Here is a 21,497-nt window from a genome sequence, read left to right as displayed (position 1 = left end):
TTCAGTTTAAGGAGAGATGGAAATGAGAAATATTCAAGCAAAAAAAGGTTTAGAAATCGAATGTAAAGGCTGGGAACAAGAAGCAGTCTTACGTATGTTATATAACAACTTAGATCCTGAAGTTGCTGAACGTCCAGAAGACCTAGTTGTTTACGGTGGAATTGGTAAAGCAGCGCGTAACTGGGAAAGCTTCGATGCTATCGTTGAAACACTTCGTAATTTAGAAAAAGACGAAACAATGTTAGTTCAATCAGGTAAGCCAGTAGCTGTATTTAAAACTCATGATGAAGCACCACGTGTTTTATTATCAAACTCAGTATTAGTTCCACATTGGGCTAACTGGGATCACTTCAACGAATTAGATAAAAAAGGTTTAATGATGTACGGCCAAATGACAGCTGGTAGCTGGATTTACATTGGTTCACAAGGTATCGTACAAGGTACTTTCGAAACATTTGCTGAGCTTGCTAGACAACATTTTGATGAAGACTTAAGCGGCACAATTACATTAACTGCTGGTTTAGGCGGCATGGGTGGTGCGCAACCACTAGCTGTAACAATGAACGGCGGTGTTGTTATCGGTATTGATGTTGATGAAACACGTATCGACAAACGTATTGAAACACGATATTGCGACGTTAAAACAAGCGATTTAGAAGAAGCAATTAAATTAGCTACAGAAGCTCGTGATGAAGGCAAAGCTTTATCAATTGGTTTAGTTGCTAACGCAGTAGATGTATATGAAGATTTACTTAAACGTGATGACTTTAAAGTGGATATCATCACTGACCAAACTAGTGCACATGACCCATTAAATGGTTATGTTCCACATGGTTATTCTTTAGAAGAAGCGAAAAAATTACGTGAAGAAGATCCACAAGAATACGTTAAAAAAGCGAACGCTTCTATGCGTAGACACGTTGAACAAATGTTAGAATTCCAAGAAAAAGGTGCCATTGCATTCGACTATGGTAATAACATTCGTCAAGTAGCGCATAACGAAGGTTTAGAAAACGCATTTGATTTCCCAGGTTTCGTTCCTGCATACATCCGTCCATTATTCTGTGAAGGTAAAGGACCTTTCCGTTTCGCTGCATTAAGCGGTGATCCTAAGGATATCGAACGTGCAGACGAAGAAATGCGTAAATTATTCCCTGAAAATGAAAAACTTAATCGTTGGTTAGACTTAGCTCAAGAAAAAATCTCATTCCAAGGTTTACCATCTCGTATTGCTTGGTTAGGTTATGGTGAACGTGCGAAAATGGGTGTAGCACTTAATAAATTAGTGCGCGACGGAGAAATTTCAGCACCTATCGTTATCGGCCGTGACCACTTAGATTCAGGTTCAGTAGCAAGTCCTAACCGTGAAACTGAAGGTATGCAAGATGGTTCTGACGCTGTAGGTGACTGGGCAGTACTTAACGCTTTAATCAACACAGCTGCAGGTGGTTCATGGATTTCATTCCACCACGGTGGCGGTGTAGGTATGGGTTACTCACTTCATGCTGGTATGGTAGTTGTAGCTGACGGTTCAGAAAAAGCTGAAAAACGCTTAGAACGTGTATTAACTACAGATCCGGGTATGGGAGTAGTAAGACATGCTGATGCAGGTTATGACATCGCTAAAGAAGTAGCAAAAGAAAAAGGTGTTCATATTCCAATGATTACAGAGAAAGGTGATAAGTAATGAACGATTTAGTTATTCAAAACATTAAGGAGCTTGTATTACCTAAGAAGACTGACAAACCTTTAAAAGGTAAAGCACTTGATGAATTAGAAATTGTTGAGAACGGTACAGTTGTCGTTAAGGACGGTAAAATCGTTTATGCTGGTCCGCATACAGAAGAGTACGAAGCTGAAGAAACAATCGACGCTACTGGTAAAGTTGTATCACCATCTTTAGTAGATGCGCATACACACTTAATTCACGGTGGTTCTCGTGAACACGAAATGAGCTTAAAACGCCAAGGTGCTTCATATTTAGAAATCCTTGAACAAGGTGGCGGCATCCTTTCTACAGTAGAATCTACACGTAAAGCATCTGAAGATGAACTATTCGAAAAAGCAGAACATGACTTATTAACAATGATTCACCATGGTGTGTTAGCTGTTGAAAGTAAAAGTGGTTATGGCTTAGATAAAGAAAACGAATTAAAACAACTTAAAGTTTCAAATCGTTTAGCTGAAAAGTATAACCTAGATATGCGTCACACTTTCCTTGGACCACACGCTGTACCTAAAGATGCTGAATCAAACGAAGCATTCTTAGAAGAAATGATTAATTTATTACCTGAAGTTAAAGAATATGCAGACTTCGCTGATATCTTCTGCGAAACAGGCGTATTCTCAATCGAAGAATCTAAGCGTTATATGCAAGAAGCTAAGAAACATGGTTTCGACGTGAAAATCCACGCTGACGAAATCGACCCATTAGGTGGTTTAGGACTTGCAATTGATGAAGATGCAATTTCTGCTGACCACTTAGTTGCTTCAAGTGACGAAGATAAGAAAAAACTTAAAGATAGCGAAACTGTAGCTGTATTATTACCAGGTACAACATTCTACCTTGGTAAAGAAGAATATGCAGATGCACGTGGTATGTTAGAAAACGACGGTGCAATTGCAATCGCTACAGACTACAACCCAGGTAGTTGTGTAACTAACAACTTACAAATGGTTATGGCTATCGCAGCATTAAAACTTAAATTATCACCAAACGAAATTTGGAATGCTGTAACAGTTAACGCTGCTAAAGCAATCAACGTTGATGCAGGTACTATTAACGAAGGTGACAAAGCGAATATCGTGCTTTGGAACGCACCTAACCACGAATTCGTTACGTACAAATATGGTGTTAACCATGTAGATAAAGTTATCAAAGACGGTAAAGTTATCGTAGATCGTGACTTATCTTTAAAATAAAGCATTGACTAAATGCTATACCCCAACGCTTTAGATAAGTGTTGGGGTATTTTTATAATCTTTTTTACGCTATGTTATCACAAAATTCTAAAAATTGTGTTAGCATAGCACTATAGTTTTCGTTAGGCGTATTTTTAAATAACAGGGGAGTCGATATCATGTATGACTATGAACAAACGATTGAATGGAGACGGATGTTTCATCGCTATCCAGAACTTTCTGATGAAGAATATCGTACGACTAAAAACATTAAGAAGATCCTTAAAAAGTTCGACATCAAGATATTAGATTTTGACCTTGAGACGGGTGTTGTTGCTGAAGTTGGTTCAGGGGATCGCATGATTGCCATACGTTCAGACATCGATGCCTTACCTATTCATGAGGAAGTGTTTAACACCTTTAGATCTAAATATGATGACGTGATGCATGCATGTGGTCACGACATTCATATGGCGAGCGTGCTAAGTGCTGCAGTTAAGTTAAAGCGCATTGAGGATGAACTTCAAGGGCGTGTGAGATTTGTCTTTCAACCAGCAGAAGAACTTGGTCATGGTGCTACAGACATGGTTAAGGCGAATGTGTTAGAAGGTTGCGAGGCGATACTTGGTTTTCACAATTATCCTTCTTTAAAAGTCGGTGAATTCGGAGTGAAATCAGGTATCTTAACATCTAATGTTGATCGTTTCGAGTTTGAAATCACTGGAAAAGGCGCGCACGCAGCGCGACCGGAAGATGGTAACGATCCTTCAATCGTTTTAGGTCAGTTAATTACAAGTATACAATCTATAGTAAGTCGCAATGTTTCAGCGTTTGATCGCGCTGTTGTATCTATAGGTGAAGTGACAAGTGGTAAAACATGGAATGTCATTCCAGAGACTGCTTATGTACAAGGTACCGTGAGAACCTTTGATAAGAAGGTTCAAAGCTATGTTGAAAAACGATTAAAAGACATTGCGACTGGCTTAGAAACCATGTTTGATGTCGATATCAAGACAACCTATACTCATTTACCTGGTGCTGTGTACAATGATTATAAACTTACTGAACAATCGATTGAAGTGGCAAAAGAAACTGGATATGACGTAACAATTTTTGATGAACCACTCACAATTGGCGAAGATTTTTCTGGCTTTACGAAGCACTATCCAGGCGTGTTCGTTATGATTGGCTCAGAAAGTGAGTATCAGTTGCATCATCCGAAATATGATCCAGATGAAGGTATTCTAGAAAAAGTACCGGACTATTTCGTGACATTAGCGAAGCGGTTACTTAATCAGGAAAGTTGATTGATTAAGTGTACCAAATATATTTAATTAAGAATTAAATTTAAATCATGTATTGATTAAATGTTTTACCAATGCTAAAATGAGTTATTAACTCGAGCACAAATTCAAAAATCTTATATAGATCTTATCAAGAGAAGTGGAGGGACTGGCCCTACGAAACTTCGGCAACATGGTGATGCGTGTGCCAATTCCAGAAGCAATATGCTGAAGATAAGAAGTTAAATTCAACCTTTCTTCTTTTTCACATATTAAAGAAGAAAGGTTTTTATTTTAAGGAAGTGATGATATGACAAAGGAAAAGGGAAATGTATGGGGCTTATTGCCTTTATTAATATTTGTAACGTTATTTATCGGAGTAGGCATTATCACTGGTAACTTTAGCACGATGCCTTTAAATATTTCGATTATGATTGCTGTAGTAATTGCATTATTTATGAACCATAAAACGTCCTTTAGTAAAAAGGTCGACGTCTTTACGAAAGGTGCAGGACATTCTAATATCATTCTAATGGTATTTATCTTCTTACTCGCAGGTGCCTTTTCAAAGGTGACAGAAGAGATGGGAGGCGTTGAGTCAACTGTTAACTTAGGTTTATCTTTGATTCCCACTAATTTATTACTCGTAGGGTTATTCTTAATTTGTATGTTTATTTCAATCTCAATGGGAACGTCCGTAGGTACTGTTGCAGCGATTGCACCAGTTGGATTTGGAATTAGCCAAGCAACGGATTTATCAAGCGCACTTGTGATGGCAACTGTAGTAGGTGGTGCGATGTTTGGTGATAACTTATCTATGATTTCAGATACAACGATCGCTGCTGTACGTACTCAGAAGACGCAAATGAAGGATAAGTTTAAGGTGAACTTTAGGATTGTATTACCTGGTGCCATTTTGACAATGGTGCTCTTATGGATCCTGACGCATGGTATTACACTCGATCAATCTAAGTCATATGATTTTAATTTAGTGAAAGTGATACCTTATTTATTAGTACTTATTTTGGCTTTAATCGGTGTTAATGTCGTGATTGTGCTGTTATCTGGTACGCTCTTATCAGGCATTATTGGATTTATAGATGGCTCGTTTGATTGGAAGGGCTTTTTAAAGGCAGCCTCTGAAGGTGTCATTGGTATGGAAGACACGGCGATTATCGCGCTCTTAATCGGTGGTTTAATTTCGATTATCGAGTTCAATGGCGGTATTAGATGGTTGCTTGAATTTGTGAATGCCAAGGTTAAGTCGAGACGCGGTGCAGAACTTGGTATTGCTGGCCTTGTCAGTGTTGCTGATATTTCAACAGCGAATAATACGATTTCAATCTTAATGGCCGGTCCTCTTGCGAAAAGGATTGCCGACAAGTACGACATTGATCCAAGAAAGTCGGCAAGTATCTTAGATATCTTTGGTAGTTGTTTCCAAGGGTTCTTACCGTATAGTCCGCAAGTTATTGCAGCAGCTGGTGTCGCAAGTATTTCACCAGTAATGCTAATTCCTTACTCGTTCTACCCATTCATTCTTGGAATTAGTGGTGTTGTCGCGATTATACTTGGTTTACCAGTTCTTAAATCTAAACGAAAAGCCGCTCATAACGAAAATTAAGACCATATAGTTTTTGACTTTGTGTATTATACGTTAGAATATATATTAACAAGTATGATAGACGAAGAATGGATGTGTAAAGCTAATGCAAGAAGAAACAGTGCAAATTGAAATTGTTCGTTTAATGAAAGTTTCGCCTGAAACACTATATCAAGCTTGGCTCCACCCTGAATTATTGCGTCAGTGGTTCTTAACAACGCCAAGAACGAATCAAAAGCTCGACAATGACCCTGTAGAAGGTGGAACTTACGAAATTATTGATGCTAAAAATCAAAAGGAATTACGTGTAGTTGGTACATACCAAGTACTTATTCCTGATCAACACATTGTCATGACAATGGGTATGCCGCATTTAAGTGATGTTGAAGATTTAATTGAACTTTACTTTGAGGAACGTGAACCTGGCATTTGCCAAATGACATTTAGATATCAAAGTGATATTCCTAAGGAGCGTCGTTTAACACGTCTTGAATACAAGCAAAAGAAAAAGGAATATCATGATTCCACTGTGCATGGATTTGAAATGATGTTTGATAAACTACAACAAGTAATTGAAGAAGACGACGAATAATTTCCTTAACAGCATGCTTTCCTGGGGCGTGGCCGGAGCCTGTAGTCTCCGGACTCACGCTACTCCCCTAGGAGTCAGCTGTTAGGAAATTATCTTACTCTTACGAATCGTATTTCATTAAGAACAAATTGAATCAATGACTGAGATGACCGACACGTATGCGTGTCGGTTTTTCTTTTGGTGATAGGGCGTAGCTATCTAAAAAACGTTTGTGGTGCTATAGGGCTTTTCAAGGAGGGGCGCCACGGAGATGATGTAAATAATGATTATTGCTATGTAACATATTTCATCCATGACATATTATTACAATAATTGGTAGTAATTTGCTTGTAGCGTTTTTAATGTTTCGGAAGTGGTAAATAGGAAGTATATCTACATATATCTAAAGGGAGGATTTACTGTGGTTAACAAAAAAGAACAAGATTTAGAAAAAGATATTGTAAATAATGACGGTAAAGCAATGACGACGAACCAAGGTCTTAAAGTAAGCGAAGATGAAAATTCACTACGCGCTGGTGAACGTGGTCCTACACTTCTTGAAGATTTCCATTTCAGAGAAAAAATGACGCATTTCGACCATGAACGTATTCCTGAACGTATCGTGCACGCACGTGGTTTCGGCGCACATGGTGAATTCGAATTATATGAAGACTTATCTGAATATACGTATGCGGACTTCTTAACAGATACGTCTAAAAAGACACCAGTATTCGTACGTATCTCAACAGTTCAAGGGTCAAAAGGTTCTCCAGACGCAGTTCGTGACGTACGTGGTTTCGCGACTAAATTCTATACTGACCAAGGTGTATTTGACTTAGTAGGTAACAACATTCCAGTATTCTTTATTCAAGACGCTATTAAGTTCCCTGATTTAATTCATGCTGTTAAACCAGAGCCACATAACGAAATGCCTCAAGGTGGTTCAGCTCACGATACTTTCTGGGATTTCTTTGCACAAAATCCTGAATCAACACATACAGCTATGTGGGCTATGAGTGACCGTGGTATTCCTAAGAATATTCGTCAAATCGAAGGTTTTGGTGTGCATACATTCCGTTTAGTAAACAAAGAAGGTAAAGCACATTTCGTGAAATTCCATTGGAAACCTGTGCACGGGTTAGAATCTATGGTATGGGATGAAGCGCAAATTGTTTGCGGTAAAGATATCGACTTCCATAGAAAAGACCTTTATGAATCAATTGCGAAAGGTGATTACCCAGCTTGGGAATTAGGTCTTCAAATTTTACCTGAAGAAGATGAATTTAAATTTGACTTTGATATTTTAGACCCTACTAAGATTTGGCCAGAAGACGAAGTGCCAGTTAAAAAAGTAGGTAAAATGACTTTAAACCGTAACGTTGATAATGTATTTGCTGAAACTGAACAAGTGGCATTCCACCCAGGTCATATTGTTCCAGGTTTAGACTTTACTAATGACCCATTATTACAAGGACGTTTATTCTCTTACACAGATACTCAAATTTCACGTCTTGGTGGACCTAACTTTCATCAAATTCCAATCAACCGTTCAGTAGCACCGGTTCATAACAACCAACGTGACGGTATGCATCAAATGAACGTACACCGTGGTCAAACGGCGTACCATAAGAATGCGATTAACAACAATGATCCTCATACAACACCGCAATCAGAAGGTGGCTTCGCTCATTACCAAGAAAAAATCGATGCGCATAAAATTCAAAAACGTAGCGAAAGCTTTAAAGATTACTATAGCCAAGCTAAGTTATATTTAAATAGTTTAAAACCACATGAATTCGACCACACAGTAGATGGCTTTTCATTCGAATTAGGTAAATGTGAAAAAGTAGAAGTTAAACAAAACGCAGTAAACCAATTAAACAAAGTAGACCGTAAATTAGCTGAACGCGTTGCTGAAAATATTGGCGTTGAAGTTCCTGAAGTGAACGAAGAAGTACGTTCAGATAAATCTGATAGTCAATTAACATTAGAAAAATTTGAACGTCCATTACCAGGTCATTCAGTAGCGATTGTAGTAGATGGTGAAGTAGACGAAGAAACGTTAAAAGCTTATGCGAAAACAGCAGCTAACAACAAATTAAACTATGCGTTTATTTCTCATAAACCTAAACACATCACTGAATCATTCGGTATCACTGAAACGTTCGATACTGTTCACCCAGTATTATTTGATAGCTTAGTAACGTTATCTGATGATACACCATTATCTAAAGAAGCAGAGTTCTTTATGGAACAAAGCTTTGTTCACTGCAAACCACTTGTATTAACTGAAACTGCTAAAGCTAACCTTAACAGTGACAAAGTTGACGTAACACAACCAGGTGTATTTGTTTCAAATGAAGCGAATGCAATTGTAGAGCAATTCAAAGAAGTACGTTATTGGGATCGTGAAGTTTAATAGGAGGCCATACTAACTATGACAAACGACTTTTTAAAATTTCATGAACAAATTAAAGGTTATACGCAAGATACACAACCAGGCTCAGAGAAAGATATGGATCCACTTCCAATTACTGAAGATGATTCATATAAAGCTGCCGGTAAGTTAAAAGGTAAAGTTGCCTTAATTACCGGTGGTGATTCTGGTATTGGTCGTGCCGTTGCAATCCTTTTCGCAAAAGAGGGCGCAGATGTTGCAATTGGCTACTTAAACGAGCATATTGATGCTGAGAATACGGTTAAACGTTTAGAAGAGTTAGGTGTTAAAGCAAAAGCTTACGCACATGACTTACGTAAAGCTGACGAATCTAAAATGCTTGTTGATAAAGTAGTGAATGAATTTGGCGGACTTAACATCTTAGTGAATAACGGTGGTGTTCAGTTCCCTAAAGATAACTTTGAAGATATTTCACAAGCGCAAGTTAAAGCGACATTCGAAACGAACATTTATGGCATGATGTTCTTATCACAAGCAGCAGTGCCTCATATGAAACGAGGCGACAGTATCGTAAACACTACAAGTGTTACTGCTTATCGTGGTTCAGCGCACTTAATCGATTACTCAGCGACTAAAGGTGCGATCGTGTCATTTACACGTTCTCTTGCGACAAGCCTTATGGAAAAGGGCATTCACGTAAACGCGGTTGCCCCTGGACCAATCTATACACCTTTAATTCCTGCTACATTTGACGCTGAAAAGGTTGAAAACCAAGGTGGCGATACGCCTATGAAACGCCGTGGTCAACCTGTAGAACTTGCACCTTCATATGTGTTCTTAGCTTCAAGCGATGCTTCATATATCACAGGTCAAGTGATTCACGTAAATGGTGGCGACTATATCACGTCTTAATTTGTTAGAAAATAAAAACCAGGCTTGGACGAATTTTTATGAAATGTCCTAGCCTGGTTTCTTTTTGTGCTGTTGGGTATTAGTGCAACTTAAAAAGGCACTTACGAGCGGAATTTCTTAAAAAGTTAAAACCTCTCTTATCGCCCGTAAGCGCCATTGTCCATAAATATTATATTTTAACACGATCTAAATTTAAGCGTTGTTCTAAATTACGAAATCTTAGAATGTGCTAACGAACGCTTTAAAAAGTTAGCTTGGTTAATATCTAAATGTTGTGTAGCCAAAGTTTGAATCAATGATACATAAATGTCTGTCTGACACTGAACAGAAATCGTACGTTCATTAATCAGGTATTGTAAATCATGATGATGTTGGAAATAGTTAAGGATATCGATTGCTTTATCTTTAATGTAGGCGTCTTGGATGCCTAAAATACCGATTTCAAATCGTTTAGGAGATTTAAATGTATGATCAGGATTGATTAAACCCTTATGATCCTTTTCACGAAGGATTTGAAAAATTTCATAGTTATGAAAGCTTAAGTAGCTAATTAAATAGGGTAGTTGCTGCTTTGGAATCTGTACTTCTAATACAGTATGAGATTGATATTTATTTAAACTAAATTGAGGCTGGTGTATTAAGTGCATCATCTTCAGCGTTTTATTTAATCGAAAGCGAGTGCGGCGGGAATGAAGACCTTTAATATTAATTAAAAAAGTGTCATATTTATCTATCATCATATATATTCCTCTTTCATATTTATTATATGAACTTAAAGTAGTTTGTAAGCATATTGTACCACTCCATATGATATAAATCACTCAGACTTTGGGACGAAGTGTTAAATTTCTGAATTCGTATTGAGAAGACGTGTAATTGCATGTAAAATGATAATATTCAGAAAATTAAAATAAAAGAGGTGCTTATATGTCTAGAGTTAGTCAATTCGTGACACAAACGTTTGTAATATGGATGTTAATCGCCGCAATACTCGGCTTCACATTCCCAAACTTCTATACAGAATTAAGTAGTTTCATCCCGTATTTACTCGGGTTAATCATGTTTGGTATGGGTCTTACCATTAAACCAGATGACTTTAAATATGTCATAACAGCACCTAAAGCTGTCTTAATCGGCGTCTTCCTACAATATACGATCATGCCACTTATCGCATGGTTACTTATTTTAATCTTTCAATTGCCTGCAGACTTAGCTATAGGCGTGATGTTAGTAGGGTGTTCACCGGGCGGCACAGCTAGTAACGTGATCAGTTATCTTGCTAAAGCTAACGTATCTTTATCAGTCACAATCACAAGTATTTCAACACTACTCGCGCCGTTGTTAACGCCATTACTTATGTACGTCTTTATGCACGAAACGCTACAAGTTTCATTCCTAAGCATGTTTAAGACGGTCGCACAAGTGATTATCATTCCTATCATTCTTGGTCTTCTTGTGCAAAAGCTCTCTAAGAACATCAAGCACGTTACGGAGACATTATTACCAATCGTCTCAGTATTTGCGATTTCACTTATTCTTGCAATTGTAGTTGCATCTAGTCGCGATAAATTATTTGAAGTTGGTGCTATTATTTTCTTAGCTGTGTTCTTACACAATGTTCTTGGATATTTATTAGGCTATTTCCTAGGAAATATATTTAAACTTAACAATCAAGATTCAAGGACGGTTTCCATTGAAGTTGGTATGCAGAATTCAGGTTTAGCAACGACACTTGCTACGTTACATTTCAACCCATTAGCCGCTATACCAGGTGCTGTATTCAGTTTCATCCACTGTATAACAGGGCCAATTCTTGCTAACTGGTGGGATCGCTCTAAACACAATATTAAAAAGACAGAAACTTAATCGAATATAATCGTATTGATACGTTCCTACTATTTTTTACGTTATAATAGTATATAAGAACTTATAATTTTGTAGAGGTGAGTTATGAAACGAGCATTTGATATTTTGTCCTCACTTGTTGGCTTAATTATTTTAGGCCCGTTCATGTTGCTTATAGCTTTGGTAATAAGACGCGAATCAGATGGACCTGCGCTTTATATTCAAAGCCGAACAGGTAAAGGTGATACCTATTTCAACGCATTCAAATTTAGAACAATGCACATCAATGCGCCGATTGTACCGCGTGAAAACCTAACACCAGCTAAGTATACGACGCGTTCAGGAACACTTTTACGTGCATCATCAATGGATGAATTACCACAACTTTTTAATATTTTGAGTGGTGAGATGTCATTTGTAGGACCTAAATCTGCACAGTTTAATCAATATCAACTAATCTCTAAGCGCAAGCTTTATGGATTAAATCAAGTCAAACCTGGTTTAATTAACTTTTCACACACGGTCGGCGGACCGCATTTAACAGAAGATCAACGTTTGAAACTTGAATCATATTACATTAAAGAGCAATCATTCATGTTAGACTGCTTTACAATTTACAAAATGGTTCAAAAGCAAAAGGAACTACCTGCACGTTTATCACAACGCTTAGTTAAATTATTATAATTGGACATTGAAAGACCCTCTACTTAGAATACAAGTAGGGGGTTTTTACAATGTATAAAGCAGTCGTATTCGATTTCGACGGTACGATAATTGATACTGAAACTTATATTTTTGAGACGATTAATAAATACCTTAAGATAGCTGGCGAAACACCTTTAACAAAGGAAGGGTATCGTCAGTCCATTGGCGGTTCAGGTGACGACGTATATTCCCGTCTCCGCTTTATGTTAGGAACTAACATGACGAAATTGCTCTTTCAAGAACAACTTGGTACAAGCCACCAATTACCCGTTCGTGAAGCGGTTGAAGGATTTATCGACTATTTACAAAAGCGTAACGTTCCTATGGCGATCGCAACGAGTAGTTATCGATCTGATATCACACCCATTTTGGAAAGGCTCGAAATAAAAGATTTATTCAATGTCATTATAGGCCGTGAAGATGTAGAAGCAGTGAAACCAGAGCCCGATTTATATTTAAAGGCTGTGCAAGCATTAAATTATAGTCCAAGTCATTGCTTAGCCATTGAAGATTCACTTAATGGCGCTAAAGCAGCGACTATGGCTGGTTTAGATTGTATTGTGAACACAAATGAGATGTCTCAGCAAGATGACTTTTCAAGCGTGGCATTAGTGGGAAAGGAAGTATCAACTGAAGAAATGATTCAGATCTTCGAAAAGTGAGGCGTTAACGCATGTCCATAAAAGCGATTCTATTCTTTATAGTAGGCCCGGTGATTATAGCCATTTGGAATCTAGGTATCGGGCCTAAACGACATAAGCACATACCTATGAAGGTTCATTTATTGTCGTTTCTGCTAGGACTCGCATTATATTTAATGATTGCGTATGTTGTATATAAGTTCCTGTTATAAGAGATTACATAAAAAACGCGTATTACTGTGGGATAGACAGTAGTACGCGTTTCATCTTTAATTAAATATTATGAAGACGAGGACTAAGAGTATCAGTAATAAACCATCTACAAGTGCAATCATCTTGAAGCGGTTGCTATTAGGTTCTTTAGAAAATTTCTTAATCATGATCATATTCGGTATTAAATTTAGAATCAATAAGATAATAATAATGATAATAATTGCATTTGTCATGGTTATTTATTCACGTTCCTTTTATCGAGAAGGACCCAAACGACCCCAGCGATAATGCCAAGTATAACGCCAGCTACAAGACCGACTTTAATACTTTGTAAGATTAAACCGCCTAGAATAAGTCCGATTAGGATTGCTATCGGTATAGTAATACCGAATTTAATCTTCGTTCTTTCGTCTCTAAGTGACCAAAATACGATAAAGTTTAATACCATGAATGTAAGCGTTGCAAGTAAAGATAAGCCAATTAGCCTTGGCATATTGTGATTGGAATCAGCAAAATAATTTAAAACGAAGAAGAGTATGCCAAATAAAATACCCACTCGTATTGATCTCATAAGAATGTGCTTCATTAATTTGAACTCCTTCAATAGAATCTGATTGAAGTATATCACATCTTGTTAATGTGGCTTAATTGAGACGTTCCTTATCAAATTGATGATGGTCATTAAGATACGCGTAGAAAAGCCCAATAATTAATCCGCCACCAATATAATTGCCTATGCCAGCCGCAATGATATTCTTAACAAGGTGAAGCGGTGATAGTGCTAGTGGATCGAACAAGAGTCCGGCGATAAATAAACATGAATCATACACGACATGCTCATATCCCATAAATGCGAATATCGCGACGCCAAACATCATCACAAACATTTTGGCGAAGATGTCATGTATTTGCATGGCGATGACTAAGGAAATATTGATGAAGAAGTTTGCGAATATTGCTTTAATTAATATAGACATGAAAGAACTGTCGACACTTTTATGATCGATGATGTGTACGAGTTCGGCTTTCATATCTGGCGTTACAACATCTGTACCTAGCATTAAGGTGAATAATAATATAGCACCTACCACGTTACCTACAAAGCATAGTAAGAAGATTTTAGCGACGCGAGTTGGTTTAATCAGTCGATAGTACAATCCAACTGTGAAATACATAAAGTTACTCGTTAATAATTCTGAGTTTGTAAATAATATCATAACTAAAGCGAAACTAAAGGCAATTGCCGCGATGATGTTAACCACACCAAGGGGTATGTCTGATATAAGCGACATCTTAATCGCGAGCACAAATACGGTTATGATGCTAATAATAAAGCCTGCCATAATAGCTCTTAGTATATAGCGTTTAAAGTAAACACCTTGAAGAATGTCCTTCGTCTTTATCGTGTCTACGATTTGATTCACCCAATCCTTACCGTAAAAGATTTTATCCCATCTTACATTTTTCTCATTCATAACTTTCTTTCCTCCATACGAAACATCATACGAATAAATTATATAGTATTGTGAATTAATTCACAATAAGAAGTTGTTACAATATTGTGTCGCATATATGTCAAAATTATATATTAGAGAAATGATTTAAATTAGTGAAAGCGTATACATTTCTGTTAAAACAAATGCAATCATTTAAAGGGTTGAAGCGTTAATAGGTATGAGTTATAAGTATATAGATATTTTGAAATTATCTCCTAAATGTCAACGTATAAAAGGGATTGATTATTTAAGGTAGTAACTAAATTATAAAAATTTTTAAAATCTTTCTACAATTAAAGATAAATTGTAGTATAATACGTTTATCCGTTAATTAGATGTATTAGGAGATGGGATGAAACATGAATGATAACGAATTAAAAAGGGGACTAAGTGCACGTCAGATGCAGATGATTGCACTTGGTGGAACAATTGGGGTAGGTCTATTCATGGGTGCTTCAAGCACAATTAAATGGACTGGGCCTTCAGTAATTTTTGCTTACTTAATTGCAGGTATATTCTTATTTTTAATTATGCGTGCGATGGGTGAGATGATTTATTTAAATCCAACAACTGGTTCATTTGCGAGTTTTGCGAGTGATTATATTCATCCAGTTGCGGGCTATGTGACTGCGTGGAGTAACATATTCCAATGGATTGTCGTCGGTATGAGTGAAGTAATCGCAGTTGGACAATATTTAAAGTTCTGGTGGCCAGAGTTACCTTCTTGGATACCTGGTATCATCGTAATTATAATATTATTTGCTGCTAACGCAGTTTCTGTAAAAGCATTTGGTGAATTCGAATTTTGGTTTGCTATGATTAAAATCGTTACGATTGTCTTAATGATTATTGCAGGCTTTGGTATTATTTTCTTCGGTTTAGGCGTTGGCCAACCACTTGGATTAACGAACCTTTATGCACATGGCGGATTCTTCCCGAACGGATGGGTTGGTTTCTTCTTTGCATTATCAATTGTAATCGGTTCGTATCAAGGTGTTGAATTAATCGGTATTACAGCTGGTGAAACAAAAGATCCTCAAAAGAACATTAAAGCAGCTGTTAATGGTGTTATCTGGAGAATTTTAATCTTCTATATTGGGGCTATTTTTGTAATCGTAACTGTTTATCCTTGGGATGAGCTAGGTAACTTAGGAAGCCCATTCGTAGCAACATTTGCCAAAGTTGGTGTAACAATCGCTGCTGCTTTAATTAACTTTGTTGTAATCACTGCAGCTATGTCAGGTTGTAACTCAGGTATCTTTAGTTCAAGTCGTATGATCTTTACATTAGCGCAATATGGACAAATGCCTAAGATTTTCCTAAAAGTTATGAAAAATGGCGTGCCGCTATTCGCTGTATTAGCTGTTTCACTAGGTATCTTTGTTGGTGTAATTTTAAATATTGTATTACCTTTAATAATTCCTGAGTCAAAAAATATTTTCGTTTATGTATATAGTGCTTCTATTTTACCAGGTATGATTCCATGGTTTATGATTTTATTCAGTCATATTCGCTTCAGAAAGAGATATCCTGAAAAAGTGGATGGTCATCCATTTAAAATGCCAGGAGCACCAGTAACAAACTATTTAACTATTGGTTTCTTGTTACTTGTCTTAGTTGGCATGATTATTAACGTAGATACACGAATTCCATTACTTATCGGTGTATTATTCTTAGGATTTATGGCTATTTACTATTTCTTAAGAGGCTACCATAAACAAAGCAAAAAAGATCAAATCTAATATCATAAAAACGTGAGATTGAATGCTTTCAGTCTCACGTTTTTTTATTTATTTCTTATAGGAATCTACTGTTGACTTTGATAGAGTTAATTGGTTTAAAGCTTTATTATAATTTTTAGCAATGTATCTATAATATATAATATCGATTGTATATAGTTGAGAAACTAGAGACGTTGTTGCAGCCATTCTTAATTCTCTTTCATCATTACGACCATGTATGAGTTGAATATCTGTAAGTTCGGCTATTGGGTTAGATCGATGATTAGTTATTCCTACAGTTTTAACGCCGTGTTCTCGTGCCAAGTTGATGAGCTTTATATGTTCACCATTCTCACCAGAATTAGACAATGATATAAAACAATCCTTATCTTCTAAGCTTGATAAGATACTTGCTATCAAATGCGTATCCTCAATGCATTGAATATGAATACCTAAGCGACTAAATTTTTGATACATGTCCATAGCTACGACATGAGAGGCACCTATGCCATAAACTATGATTCTATTAGCTTCTTCTATTAGGTCGCATAGTTGTTCAATAGATTCATTGTTTAAGCTAGAACTTGCTTCATTGGTAGCGAAGTTAATACGCGAAATGGTTTTATTCTTAATACCAGCAATTGATTCATTCTGCCTTAGCTCGGGGTTTAAGCTATGGTTGTCTATAGAGATGTATTTAGAAAGTTCTATTTTGAAACTTTGAAATCCACTTAAATTTAGTTTGCGACATAGACGTACAATTGTTGCTGTACTTACATTGGTGCTTTCAGCAAGCATTTGTATACTCATTGTAATTACCTTATTAGGATTGTTGAGAATGAAAGTTGCTAAAGTCTTTTCACTTTTAGATAAATATGGCATTTCAGAATCAAGTTTCATTAATATACTCATTTTTAACATCACCAACATTGTTAGGCTTTACCATTTCTTTAGTAGTACCGAATAAGTACGTTGCTACAAAGCCACCTAAATAAGCAGCAAGTAAACCTATTATATAACCAAGGTATTTTGCATCAGCAATTAAGGGAATTAAAGATACACCACTTGGTCCAATTGCATAAGCGCCTATATGACCAATACCTCCGATTACAGCTCCTCCTATGCCACCACCTATACAAGCGGTGATAAATGGTCGTCCAAGGGGAAGTGTAACACCATATATTAATGGCTCCCCTATACCTAAAAAGCCAACCGGGAGTGCTCCCTTGATCATATTTCTAATTTCTTTATTTTTACGACACTTAACCCATAATGCTAATGCAGCACCTACTTGACCAGCGCCTGCCATGGCAGCTATTGGAAGTAAAAATGTTTGACCTGAATGATTAATCATTTCTATGTGAATAGGCGTGAACATGTGATGTAATCCAAACATAACCAATGGTAGGAAAAAAGCACCTATAATAAATCCGCTAAACATACCACCAGTATCAATAATCGTGTTGATAACGCCCACAAGACCATTTGAAATAAAACCAGCTATAGGCATAATTAGAAATACTGTTAAAAGTCCTATGAATAGTAAAGATAGGGTAGGTGTAACAATGATATCGATTGCGTTAGGTATAACCTTGTGCAGTCGCTTTTCGATAAGGCTAAGCAACCAAACTGCTAAAAGAACACCTATAATACCACCTTGGCCGGGTAATAATGAATCTCCAGTAAAAATGTTTGTCAGCGTCTTATCTTCAGTGAGACCTGTTAATAAAGTTGTTCCTCCAATAACGCCGCCTAATCCTGGTGTAGCCCCAAATTGCTTAGCAGCGTTTATTCCTACAAAAATTGCAAGATAAGCCAGCATACCATTCTTGATTAAATCAAAAATTAATATTAACTGTGTTATAAACGCTCCGCCAATAACTTCAGCAGTAACTAAGTTTGTTAATAAAGCGCCTATACCACCTATGAGACCAGCACCAACGAATGCTGGAATGAGAGGGATGAAAATATTAGCGATAACTTTAAAGAATCGTTGAAGCGGCTTTTGTTTATGCTTTTGAAAATTAGATTTGTTTTTTTGAGCTTCATCTTCTACACGTTGCTTATTATTAGAAGGTATATCCTCTCCTAAATCAACACCACTCATCTTACTAATAACATTAGCAACTTTGTTACTTGTGCCAGGTCCAACAACCACTTGTAGACGGTCGTCTTCAACTACGCCCATGACCCCGTCTATCGCTTTTAATTGATCATAATCAACTTTATTATAGTCTTTTATTTTTAGACGTACGCGTGTCATGCAGTGAATGACGTTTTGTACGTTATCCAAGGATCCAACAGCATGTAGAATATCTTTAGCAAGTTTTTCTTCTTTATTCATTTTTAATCACACTCTCTTGAATAATTGATTGTATTTTACCTTGATGAAGGTTAAGTAACTCGATTGCTTTTTCTCTTGAAACAGTCATTAATGACATGACTATTGCTACTTTCACTTGTCTTCCTGATTCTTCAAAAAGTGATTTGCTTTCATGTTCAGATAGATTACAAACTTCTTTAATCATTTGAATAGAGCGATTAACAAGTTTTTGATTAGTAGGTTTTAAATCTACCATTAAATTGCCGTAAACTTTACCAACGCCAACCATTGTTATTGTAGAAATCATATTTAGGATGAGTTTTTGACTAGTGCCAGCTTTTAAACGCGTCGATCCTGTTAGCACCTCTGGACCTACGTCTACTTCGACAGGATAATCACTGAGGCTGCTTATTGGAGTATTTAAATTACATGATATTGATCCTGTTTTAGTACCTAATGAGGATGCGTACTTTAAACCACCGACTACATATGGTGTGCTACCGCTTGCGGCTATACCTATGACGATATCTTTAGAAGACAAATGAATTTGCTTTAAATCTTCTATAGCCTTTGATTCATTATCTTCAGCGCCTTCAACAGCTTCAGTCATTGCGCGTTCACCTCCTGCTATTAAACCAATGACATCACCTTTCTTTGTATTAAACGTTGGTATACATTCTGCAGCATCAAGTACACCTAATCGACCGCTAGTTCCTGCACCAACATATATAATACGTCCTCCTTCATTGAAAATTTTTATAGTTTCTTCAATTAAGGGTGTTAGTTTTGGAATGATTTCCTCAATTGCTCTTGGTACCTTTTGATCTTCCTGGTTCATTAGTTTTAAAGCAGTTTCAATATCCATTCGGTCTAAATTCGTAGAAGCTTGATTACGTGATTCAGTTATTTTTGAGGTCATTTATTCTTCTCCTTTCACAAACTCAAACGTATGATTACCTTTTATATACTTGAGTTCTTTAATGTAAGTAGAATCGATTTGAGCAACGACGTTTACAGAATCCGTTTTAGGTAGGTTAACTTTTGTGATTTGAACTTCGCCTTCATAGCGACCATAGAGTTTATTATCAATAGTGATAGTCCCTTCAGGACGGTCTAAATTTTCTTCTATTGGTATTGTTCTTTGACACTCTGTTCTAGAATGCATGGAACGAATTACTTGTTCAGCAACATCTGGCCTATTGGTATGTCGTTTGAATAACTCTGTTTGATATGAGTCATTAAACCACTTGAGCGGTAACTCAAAGTGCTGATTCATGATTGCTTTATACAGGCGACTAGCTTCAAATAAGCTAATATAGTGATCACCTACGATGATATGATTAACGCCACTATCTAAAAGTTGATATGATGCATCTATGACTGTGGTACCACGAGCTGATTCTAAAGTTGGTAAACCTTTATGAATAGGTCCGCGAAATGAAGTACCAGGTATAAAACCATATATAGTAGCTTCATTATCAAATGATCTTATTAGTTGATTTTGTTTTAGCACATGTGATTGACTTAAACCTGTTTCGGGACGTGGATAATAATTATGGCAGTATATCATTTGTGATTTTGGTATTTTTGCTTCATGAAATTGCTTTAAATCCTCTTGAGAAATCGTACTAGCATTTAGACATACTTTTACATTATTTGAAACACATTCTTTAACGAGTTCTAAAGACACACTATGGTCAATTCGAATGATTAATTGAAGTGAAGGATATTTAGACATTAAGTTAAACAGTTGGTCATTAATTACTTCAGGATTAGCATCTACAATAATGTTAAGGGATTCTGAACTAAGCTTGTTTAGTCTATGTTCCAACATATCAAGAGGGTCCTTTTGTTCTTCTTCAGGTATTTGAATTGACGTAAAAATCGTCTTATAGCCCATATCAAGTAAGGATTTCTCATAATCGTAATTTGGTTCATGGCTAAAATAGATTGAGAAACCAAGCATAATAAAACCTCCTCATGTAATCGTTTACATGAAGTATACCTAATATGAAATAATTTTACAATTTAGTTTTATTTAAAGTTCTAAATATGTAACAATTTTACATTTGTAAAATGTTCAACATATGCAGTATAACTTTAATATATTCGTCGTTAACGAGGTGTTGGTTGCCTTCAGAGATAAATTGTAAGTTAGCATGATGGAGGTTAGATAAAGCTTGTTTGTATAGAGAGGCGATATGGTGGGGTGGTATGGCTATAGCTTCTTCAAGATTATGATAGTGCATCGCTACAAGTTGGTTGAGCTCAGCGGCTATTTCTAATGACTTTGCGCGGTCTTTAAAGCAATAAAGGTCGAAAGATTGAGCAAGCTGATATATCGTTATGAATTGAGCATGGATATCTTGAGTTGTTAAGTGATGAGGTTTCATAGTCATCAACCTTTCTTAGAGGTGATTATCATTGCGGATATAAAAGGAGGTTTGAAATGAAGTCTCTATATTATTCGTAGAAGGTTTGGTAATTGTCTAATGTGATGTCGCTCGTTTGTATTGATTTGTGGAATGAATAAGAAATATCTTGAATGTCATTAATAAGGATAGGCATCGTGTGACCAGTACCGATTACATAGCAAATAACATGCCATGAGCCATTTTCACAGACCATCCCTATAAAGATGACGTTTTCAGAGCGTGGCTTTTCAGAAGTGGTGAATTCTACAGACATGACATTGCGTTCGCTACTATAAATCAGGATATCATTGAAAATTGAAGGTAGTGGTTGGATGTGTTGGTCGTTGAAGCGGATATAATGATCCAATTTCTTAAGCACGCGGCGCAAGTGTGTTTGAGGCAAGTTGAGACACTTCTTTAAGATGCTTTGGATTTCATACTGATAAGGCAAATTTGTATACGTGAGGCTCT

General features: G+C 36.6%; 21 protein-coding genes, 1 pseudogene and 1 riboswitch. Of the genes and pseudogenes, 12 read left to right on the top strand and 10 right to left on the bottom strand.

Annotated features, from left to right (window positions below; all coding sequences use genetic code 11):
• Positions 1-22: 22 nt before the first annotated feature.
• The 7 genes from hutU to A33S_RS0109285 all read left to right on the top strand — a co-directional run bounded on the left by hutU (position 23) and on the right by A33S_RS0109285 (position 9,668).
• Positions 23-1,687 carry a urocanate hydratase gene (gene hutU / locus A33S_RS0109315; protein ID WP_009382897.1) on the top strand — a complete coding sequence of 555 codons (1,665 nt, stop codon included), beginning with the start codon at positions 23-25 and terminating at the stop codon, positions 1,685-1,687.
• The gene (hutI, locus tag A33S_RS0109310) at positions 1,687-2,922 is read left to right on the top strand and encodes an imidazolonepropionase (protein WP_009382896.1); all 1,236 of its coding nucleotides are present in this window, start codon (positions 1,687-1,689) and stop codon (positions 2,920-2,922) included. Before hutU ends, hutI begins: the two co-directional genes overlap by 1 nt.
• 158 nt (positions 2,923-3,080) lie before the next feature.
• Positions 3,081-4,208 (top strand): amidohydrolase, encoded by a 1,128-nt coding sequence (locus tag A33S_RS0109305; RefSeq protein WP_009382895.1) that lies wholly within the window; start codon positions 3,081-3,083, stop codon positions 4,206-4,208.
• A gap of 121 nt (positions 4,209-4,329) precedes the next feature.
• Positions 4,330-4,425: riboswitch (SAM riboswitch) on the top strand.
• 69 nt (positions 4,426-4,494) lie between these two features.
• On the top strand, positions 4,495-5,808 hold the full coding sequence (locus A33S_RS0109300; protein WP_009382894.1) for a Na+/H+ antiporter NhaC family protein: 1,314 nt from the start codon (positions 4,495-4,497) through the stop codon (positions 5,806-5,808).
• Between the two features lie 85 nt (positions 5,809-5,893).
• Positions 5,894-6,379 (top strand): SRPBCC family protein, encoded by a 486-nt coding sequence (locus A33S_RS0109295; RefSeq protein WP_009382893.1) that lies wholly within the window; start codon positions 5,894-5,896, stop codon positions 6,377-6,379.
• 400 nt (positions 6,380-6,779) lie between these two features.
• Positions 6,780-8,777, top strand: a complete 1,998-nt coding sequence (locus tag A33S_RS0109290; protein WP_009382892.1) for a catalase — start codon at positions 6,780-6,782, stop codon at positions 8,775-8,777.
• A gap of 18 nt (positions 8,778-8,795) precedes the next feature.
• A complete protein-coding gene (locus A33S_RS0109285; RefSeq protein ID WP_017176771.1) occupies positions 8,796-9,668 on the top strand; it encodes an SDR family oxidoreductase in 873 nt (290 codons plus the stop codon).
• A 209-nt stretch (positions 9,669-9,877) separates the two neighbouring features.
• Here the strand turns inward: A33S_RS0109285 and A33S_RS0109280 are convergent, their stop codons facing one another.
• A complete protein-coding gene (locus A33S_RS0109280) occupies positions 9,878-10,408 on the bottom strand; it encodes a hypothetical protein (protein WP_009382890.1) in 531 nt (176 codons plus the stop codon).
• Between the two features lie 187 nt (positions 10,409-10,595).
• Between A33S_RS0109280 and A33S_RS0109275 the strand changes: the two genes are divergently transcribed.
• The 4 genes from A33S_RS0109275 (at position 10,596) to A33S_RS12075 (ending at position 13,071) form a co-directional block, all read left to right on the top strand.
• Entirely contained in the window at positions 10,596-11,534 is a 939-nt protein-coding gene (locus tag A33S_RS0109275) for a bile acid:sodium symporter family protein (RefSeq protein WP_009382889.1), read from the top strand.
• Between the two features lie 84 nt (positions 11,535-11,618).
• Positions 11,619-12,197: a sugar transferase gene (locus tag A33S_RS0109270; protein ID WP_017176770.1), complete on the top strand. Its 579-nt coding sequence runs from the start codon at positions 11,619-11,621 to the stop codon at positions 12,195-12,197.
• Positions 12,198-12,247: 50 nt separating this feature from the next.
• Positions 12,248-12,880, top strand: coding sequence for an HAD family hydrolase (locus tag A33S_RS0109265; RefSeq protein ID WP_017176769.1), 633 nt, complete (start codon positions 12,248-12,250; stop codon positions 12,878-12,880).
• An 11-nt stretch (positions 12,881-12,891) separates the two neighbouring features.
• The gene (locus A33S_RS12075; protein WP_026048994.1) at positions 12,892-13,071 is read left to right on the top strand and encodes a hypothetical protein; all 180 of its coding nucleotides are present in this window, start codon (positions 12,892-12,894) and stop codon (positions 13,069-13,071) included.
• Between the two features lie 57 nt (positions 13,072-13,128).
• Here the strand turns inward: A33S_RS12075 and A33S_RS12425 are convergent, their stop codons facing one another.
• Genes A33S_RS12425 through A33S_RS0109250 form a run of 3 tightly spaced genes read right to left on the bottom strand, consistent with a single transcriptional unit; the run spans position 13,129 to position 14,547 of the window.
• Positions 13,129-13,305: a hypothetical protein gene (locus tag A33S_RS12425; RefSeq protein WP_100223787.1), complete on the bottom strand. Its 177-nt coding sequence runs from the start codon at positions 13,303-13,305 to the stop codon at positions 13,129-13,131.
• A gap of 2 nt (positions 13,306-13,307) precedes the next feature.
• Complete coding sequence (locus tag A33S_RS0109255; protein WP_009382886.1) at positions 13,308-13,658, bottom strand: hypothetical protein; 351 nt, start codon at positions 13,656-13,658, stop codon at positions 13,308-13,310.
• 58 nt (positions 13,659-13,716) lie between these two features.
• Positions 13,717-14,547, bottom strand: a complete 831-nt coding sequence (locus A33S_RS0109250; protein WP_009382885.1) for a formate/nitrite transporter family protein — start codon at positions 14,545-14,547, stop codon at positions 13,717-13,719.
• Positions 14,548-14,927: 380 nt separating this feature from the next.
• Between A33S_RS0109250 and A33S_RS0109245 the strand changes: the two genes are divergently transcribed.
• Positions 14,928-16,310 carry an amino acid permease gene (locus A33S_RS0109245; RefSeq protein ID WP_017176768.1) on the top strand — a complete coding sequence of 461 codons (1,383 nt, stop codon included), beginning with the start codon at positions 14,928-14,930 and terminating at the stop codon, positions 16,308-16,310.
• A 48-nt stretch (positions 16,311-16,358) separates the two neighbouring features.
• Here the strand turns inward: A33S_RS0109245 and A33S_RS0109240 are convergent, their stop codons facing one another.
• The 6 genes and pseudogenes from A33S_RS0109240 to A33S_RS11835 form a co-directional block, all read right to left on the bottom strand.
• Positions 16,359-17,189, bottom strand: a complete 831-nt coding sequence (locus A33S_RS0109240) for a MurR/RpiR family transcriptional regulator (RefSeq protein WP_238100916.1) — start codon at positions 17,187-17,189, stop codon at positions 16,359-16,361.
• Positions 17,179-18,633 (bottom strand): PTS transporter subunit EIIC, encoded by a 1,455-nt coding sequence (locus A33S_RS0109235; protein WP_017176767.1) that lies wholly within the window; start codon positions 18,631-18,633, stop codon positions 17,179-17,181. The genes A33S_RS0109240 and A33S_RS0109235 overlap by 11 nt, the downstream gene beginning before the upstream one ends.
• Positions 18,626-19,531 (bottom strand): N-acetylmuramic acid 6-phosphate etherase, encoded by a 906-nt coding sequence (gene murQ, locus A33S_RS0109230; RefSeq protein ID WP_009382881.1) that lies wholly within the window; start codon positions 19,529-19,531, stop codon positions 18,626-18,628. Before murQ ends, A33S_RS0109235 begins: the two co-directional genes overlap by 8 nt.
• Positions 19,532-20,578 (bottom strand): MupG family TIM beta-alpha barrel fold protein, encoded by a 1,047-nt coding sequence (locus tag A33S_RS0109225; protein ID WP_009382880.1) that lies wholly within the window; start codon positions 20,576-20,578, stop codon positions 19,532-19,534. It lies immediately after the preceding gene.
• Between the two features lie 97 nt (positions 20,579-20,675).
• Entirely contained in the window at positions 20,676-21,005 is a 330-nt protein-coding gene (locus A33S_RS0109220; protein WP_009382879.1) for a hypothetical protein, read from the bottom strand.
• A gap of 70 nt (positions 21,006-21,075) precedes the next feature.
• Positions 21,076-21,497 (bottom strand): annotated as a pseudogene (locus tag A33S_RS11835) (helix-turn-helix transcriptional regulator); the annotation flags it as partial.

The organism is Staphylococcus massiliensis CCUG 55927, assembly GCF_000298075.1.
In the GTDB taxonomy this organism is placed as follows: domain Bacteria; phylum Bacillota; class Bacilli; order Staphylococcales; family Staphylococcaceae; genus Staphylococcus; species Staphylococcus massiliensis.
This window is presented reverse-complemented; position numbering and strand designations above follow the sequence as displayed.

Excerpts from the sequence above, each read along its gene's own strand:
- hutU (WP_009382897.1), top strand. The coding sequence starts at position 23 with ATGAGAAATATTCAAGCAAAAAAAGGTTTAGAAATCGAATGTAAAGGC.
- hutI (WP_009382896.1), top strand. The coding sequence starts at position 1,687 with ATGAACGATTTAGTTATTCAAAACATTAAGGAGCTTGTATTACCTAAG.
- A33S_RS0109305 (WP_009382895.1), top strand. The coding sequence starts at position 3,081 with ATGTATGACTATGAACAAACGATTGAATGGAGACGGATGTTTCATCGC.
- A33S_RS0109300 (WP_009382894.1), top strand. The coding sequence starts at position 4,495 with ATGACAAAGGAAAAGGGAAATGTATGGGGCTTATTGCCTTTATTAATA.
- A33S_RS0109295 (WP_009382893.1), top strand. The coding sequence starts at position 5,894 with ATGCAAGAAGAAACAGTGCAAATTGAAATTGTTCGTTTAATGAAAGTT.
- A33S_RS0109285 (WP_017176771.1), top strand. The coding sequence starts at position 8,796 with ATGACAAACGACTTTTTAAAATTTCATGAACAAATTAAAGGTTATACG.
- A33S_RS0109280 (WP_009382890.1), bottom strand. The coding sequence starts at position 10,408 with ATGATGATAGATAAATATGACACTTTTTTAATTAATATTAAAGGTCTT.
- A33S_RS0109275 (WP_009382889.1), top strand. The coding sequence starts at position 10,596 with ATGTCTAGAGTTAGTCAATTCGTGACACAAACGTTTGTAATATGGATG.
- A33S_RS0109270 (WP_017176770.1), top strand. The coding sequence starts at position 11,619 with ATGAAACGAGCATTTGATATTTTGTCCTCACTTGTTGGCTTAATTATT.
- A33S_RS0109265 (WP_017176769.1), top strand. The coding sequence starts at position 12,248 with ATGTATAAAGCAGTCGTATTCGATTTCGACGGTACGATAATTGATACT.
- A33S_RS12075 (WP_026048994.1), top strand. The coding sequence starts at position 12,892 with ATGTCCATAAAAGCGATTCTATTCTTTATAGTAGGCCCGGTGATTATA.
- A33S_RS12425 (WP_100223787.1), bottom strand. The coding sequence starts at position 13,305 with ATGACAAATGCAATTATTATCATTATTATTATCTTATTGATTCTAAAT.
- A33S_RS0109255 (WP_009382886.1), bottom strand. The coding sequence starts at position 13,658 with ATGAAGCACATTCTTATGAGATCAATACGAGTGGGTATTTTATTTGGC.
- A33S_RS0109250 (WP_009382885.1), bottom strand. The coding sequence starts at position 14,547 with ATGAATGAGAAAAATGTAAGATGGGATAAAATCTTTTACGGTAAGGAT.
- A33S_RS0109245 (WP_017176768.1), top strand. The coding sequence starts at position 14,928 with ATGAATGATAACGAATTAAAAAGGGGACTAAGTGCACGTCAGATGCAG.
- A33S_RS0109240 (WP_238100916.1), bottom strand. The coding sequence starts at position 17,189 with ATGAAACTTGATTCTGAAATGCCATATTTATCTAAAAGTGAAAAGACT.
- A33S_RS0109235 (WP_017176767.1), bottom strand. The coding sequence starts at position 18,633 with ATGAATAAAGAAGAAAAACTTGCTAAAGATATTCTACATGCTGTTGGA.
- murQ (WP_009382881.1), bottom strand. The coding sequence starts at position 19,531 with ATGACCTCAAAAATAACTGAATCACGTAATCAAGCTTCTACGAATTTA.
- A33S_RS0109225 (WP_009382880.1), bottom strand. The coding sequence starts at position 20,578 with ATGCTTGGTTTCTCAATCTATTTTAGCCATGAACCAAATTACGATTAT.
- A33S_RS0109220 (WP_009382879.1), bottom strand. The coding sequence starts at position 21,005 with ATGAAACCTCATCACTTAACAACTCAAGATATCCATGCTCAATTCATA.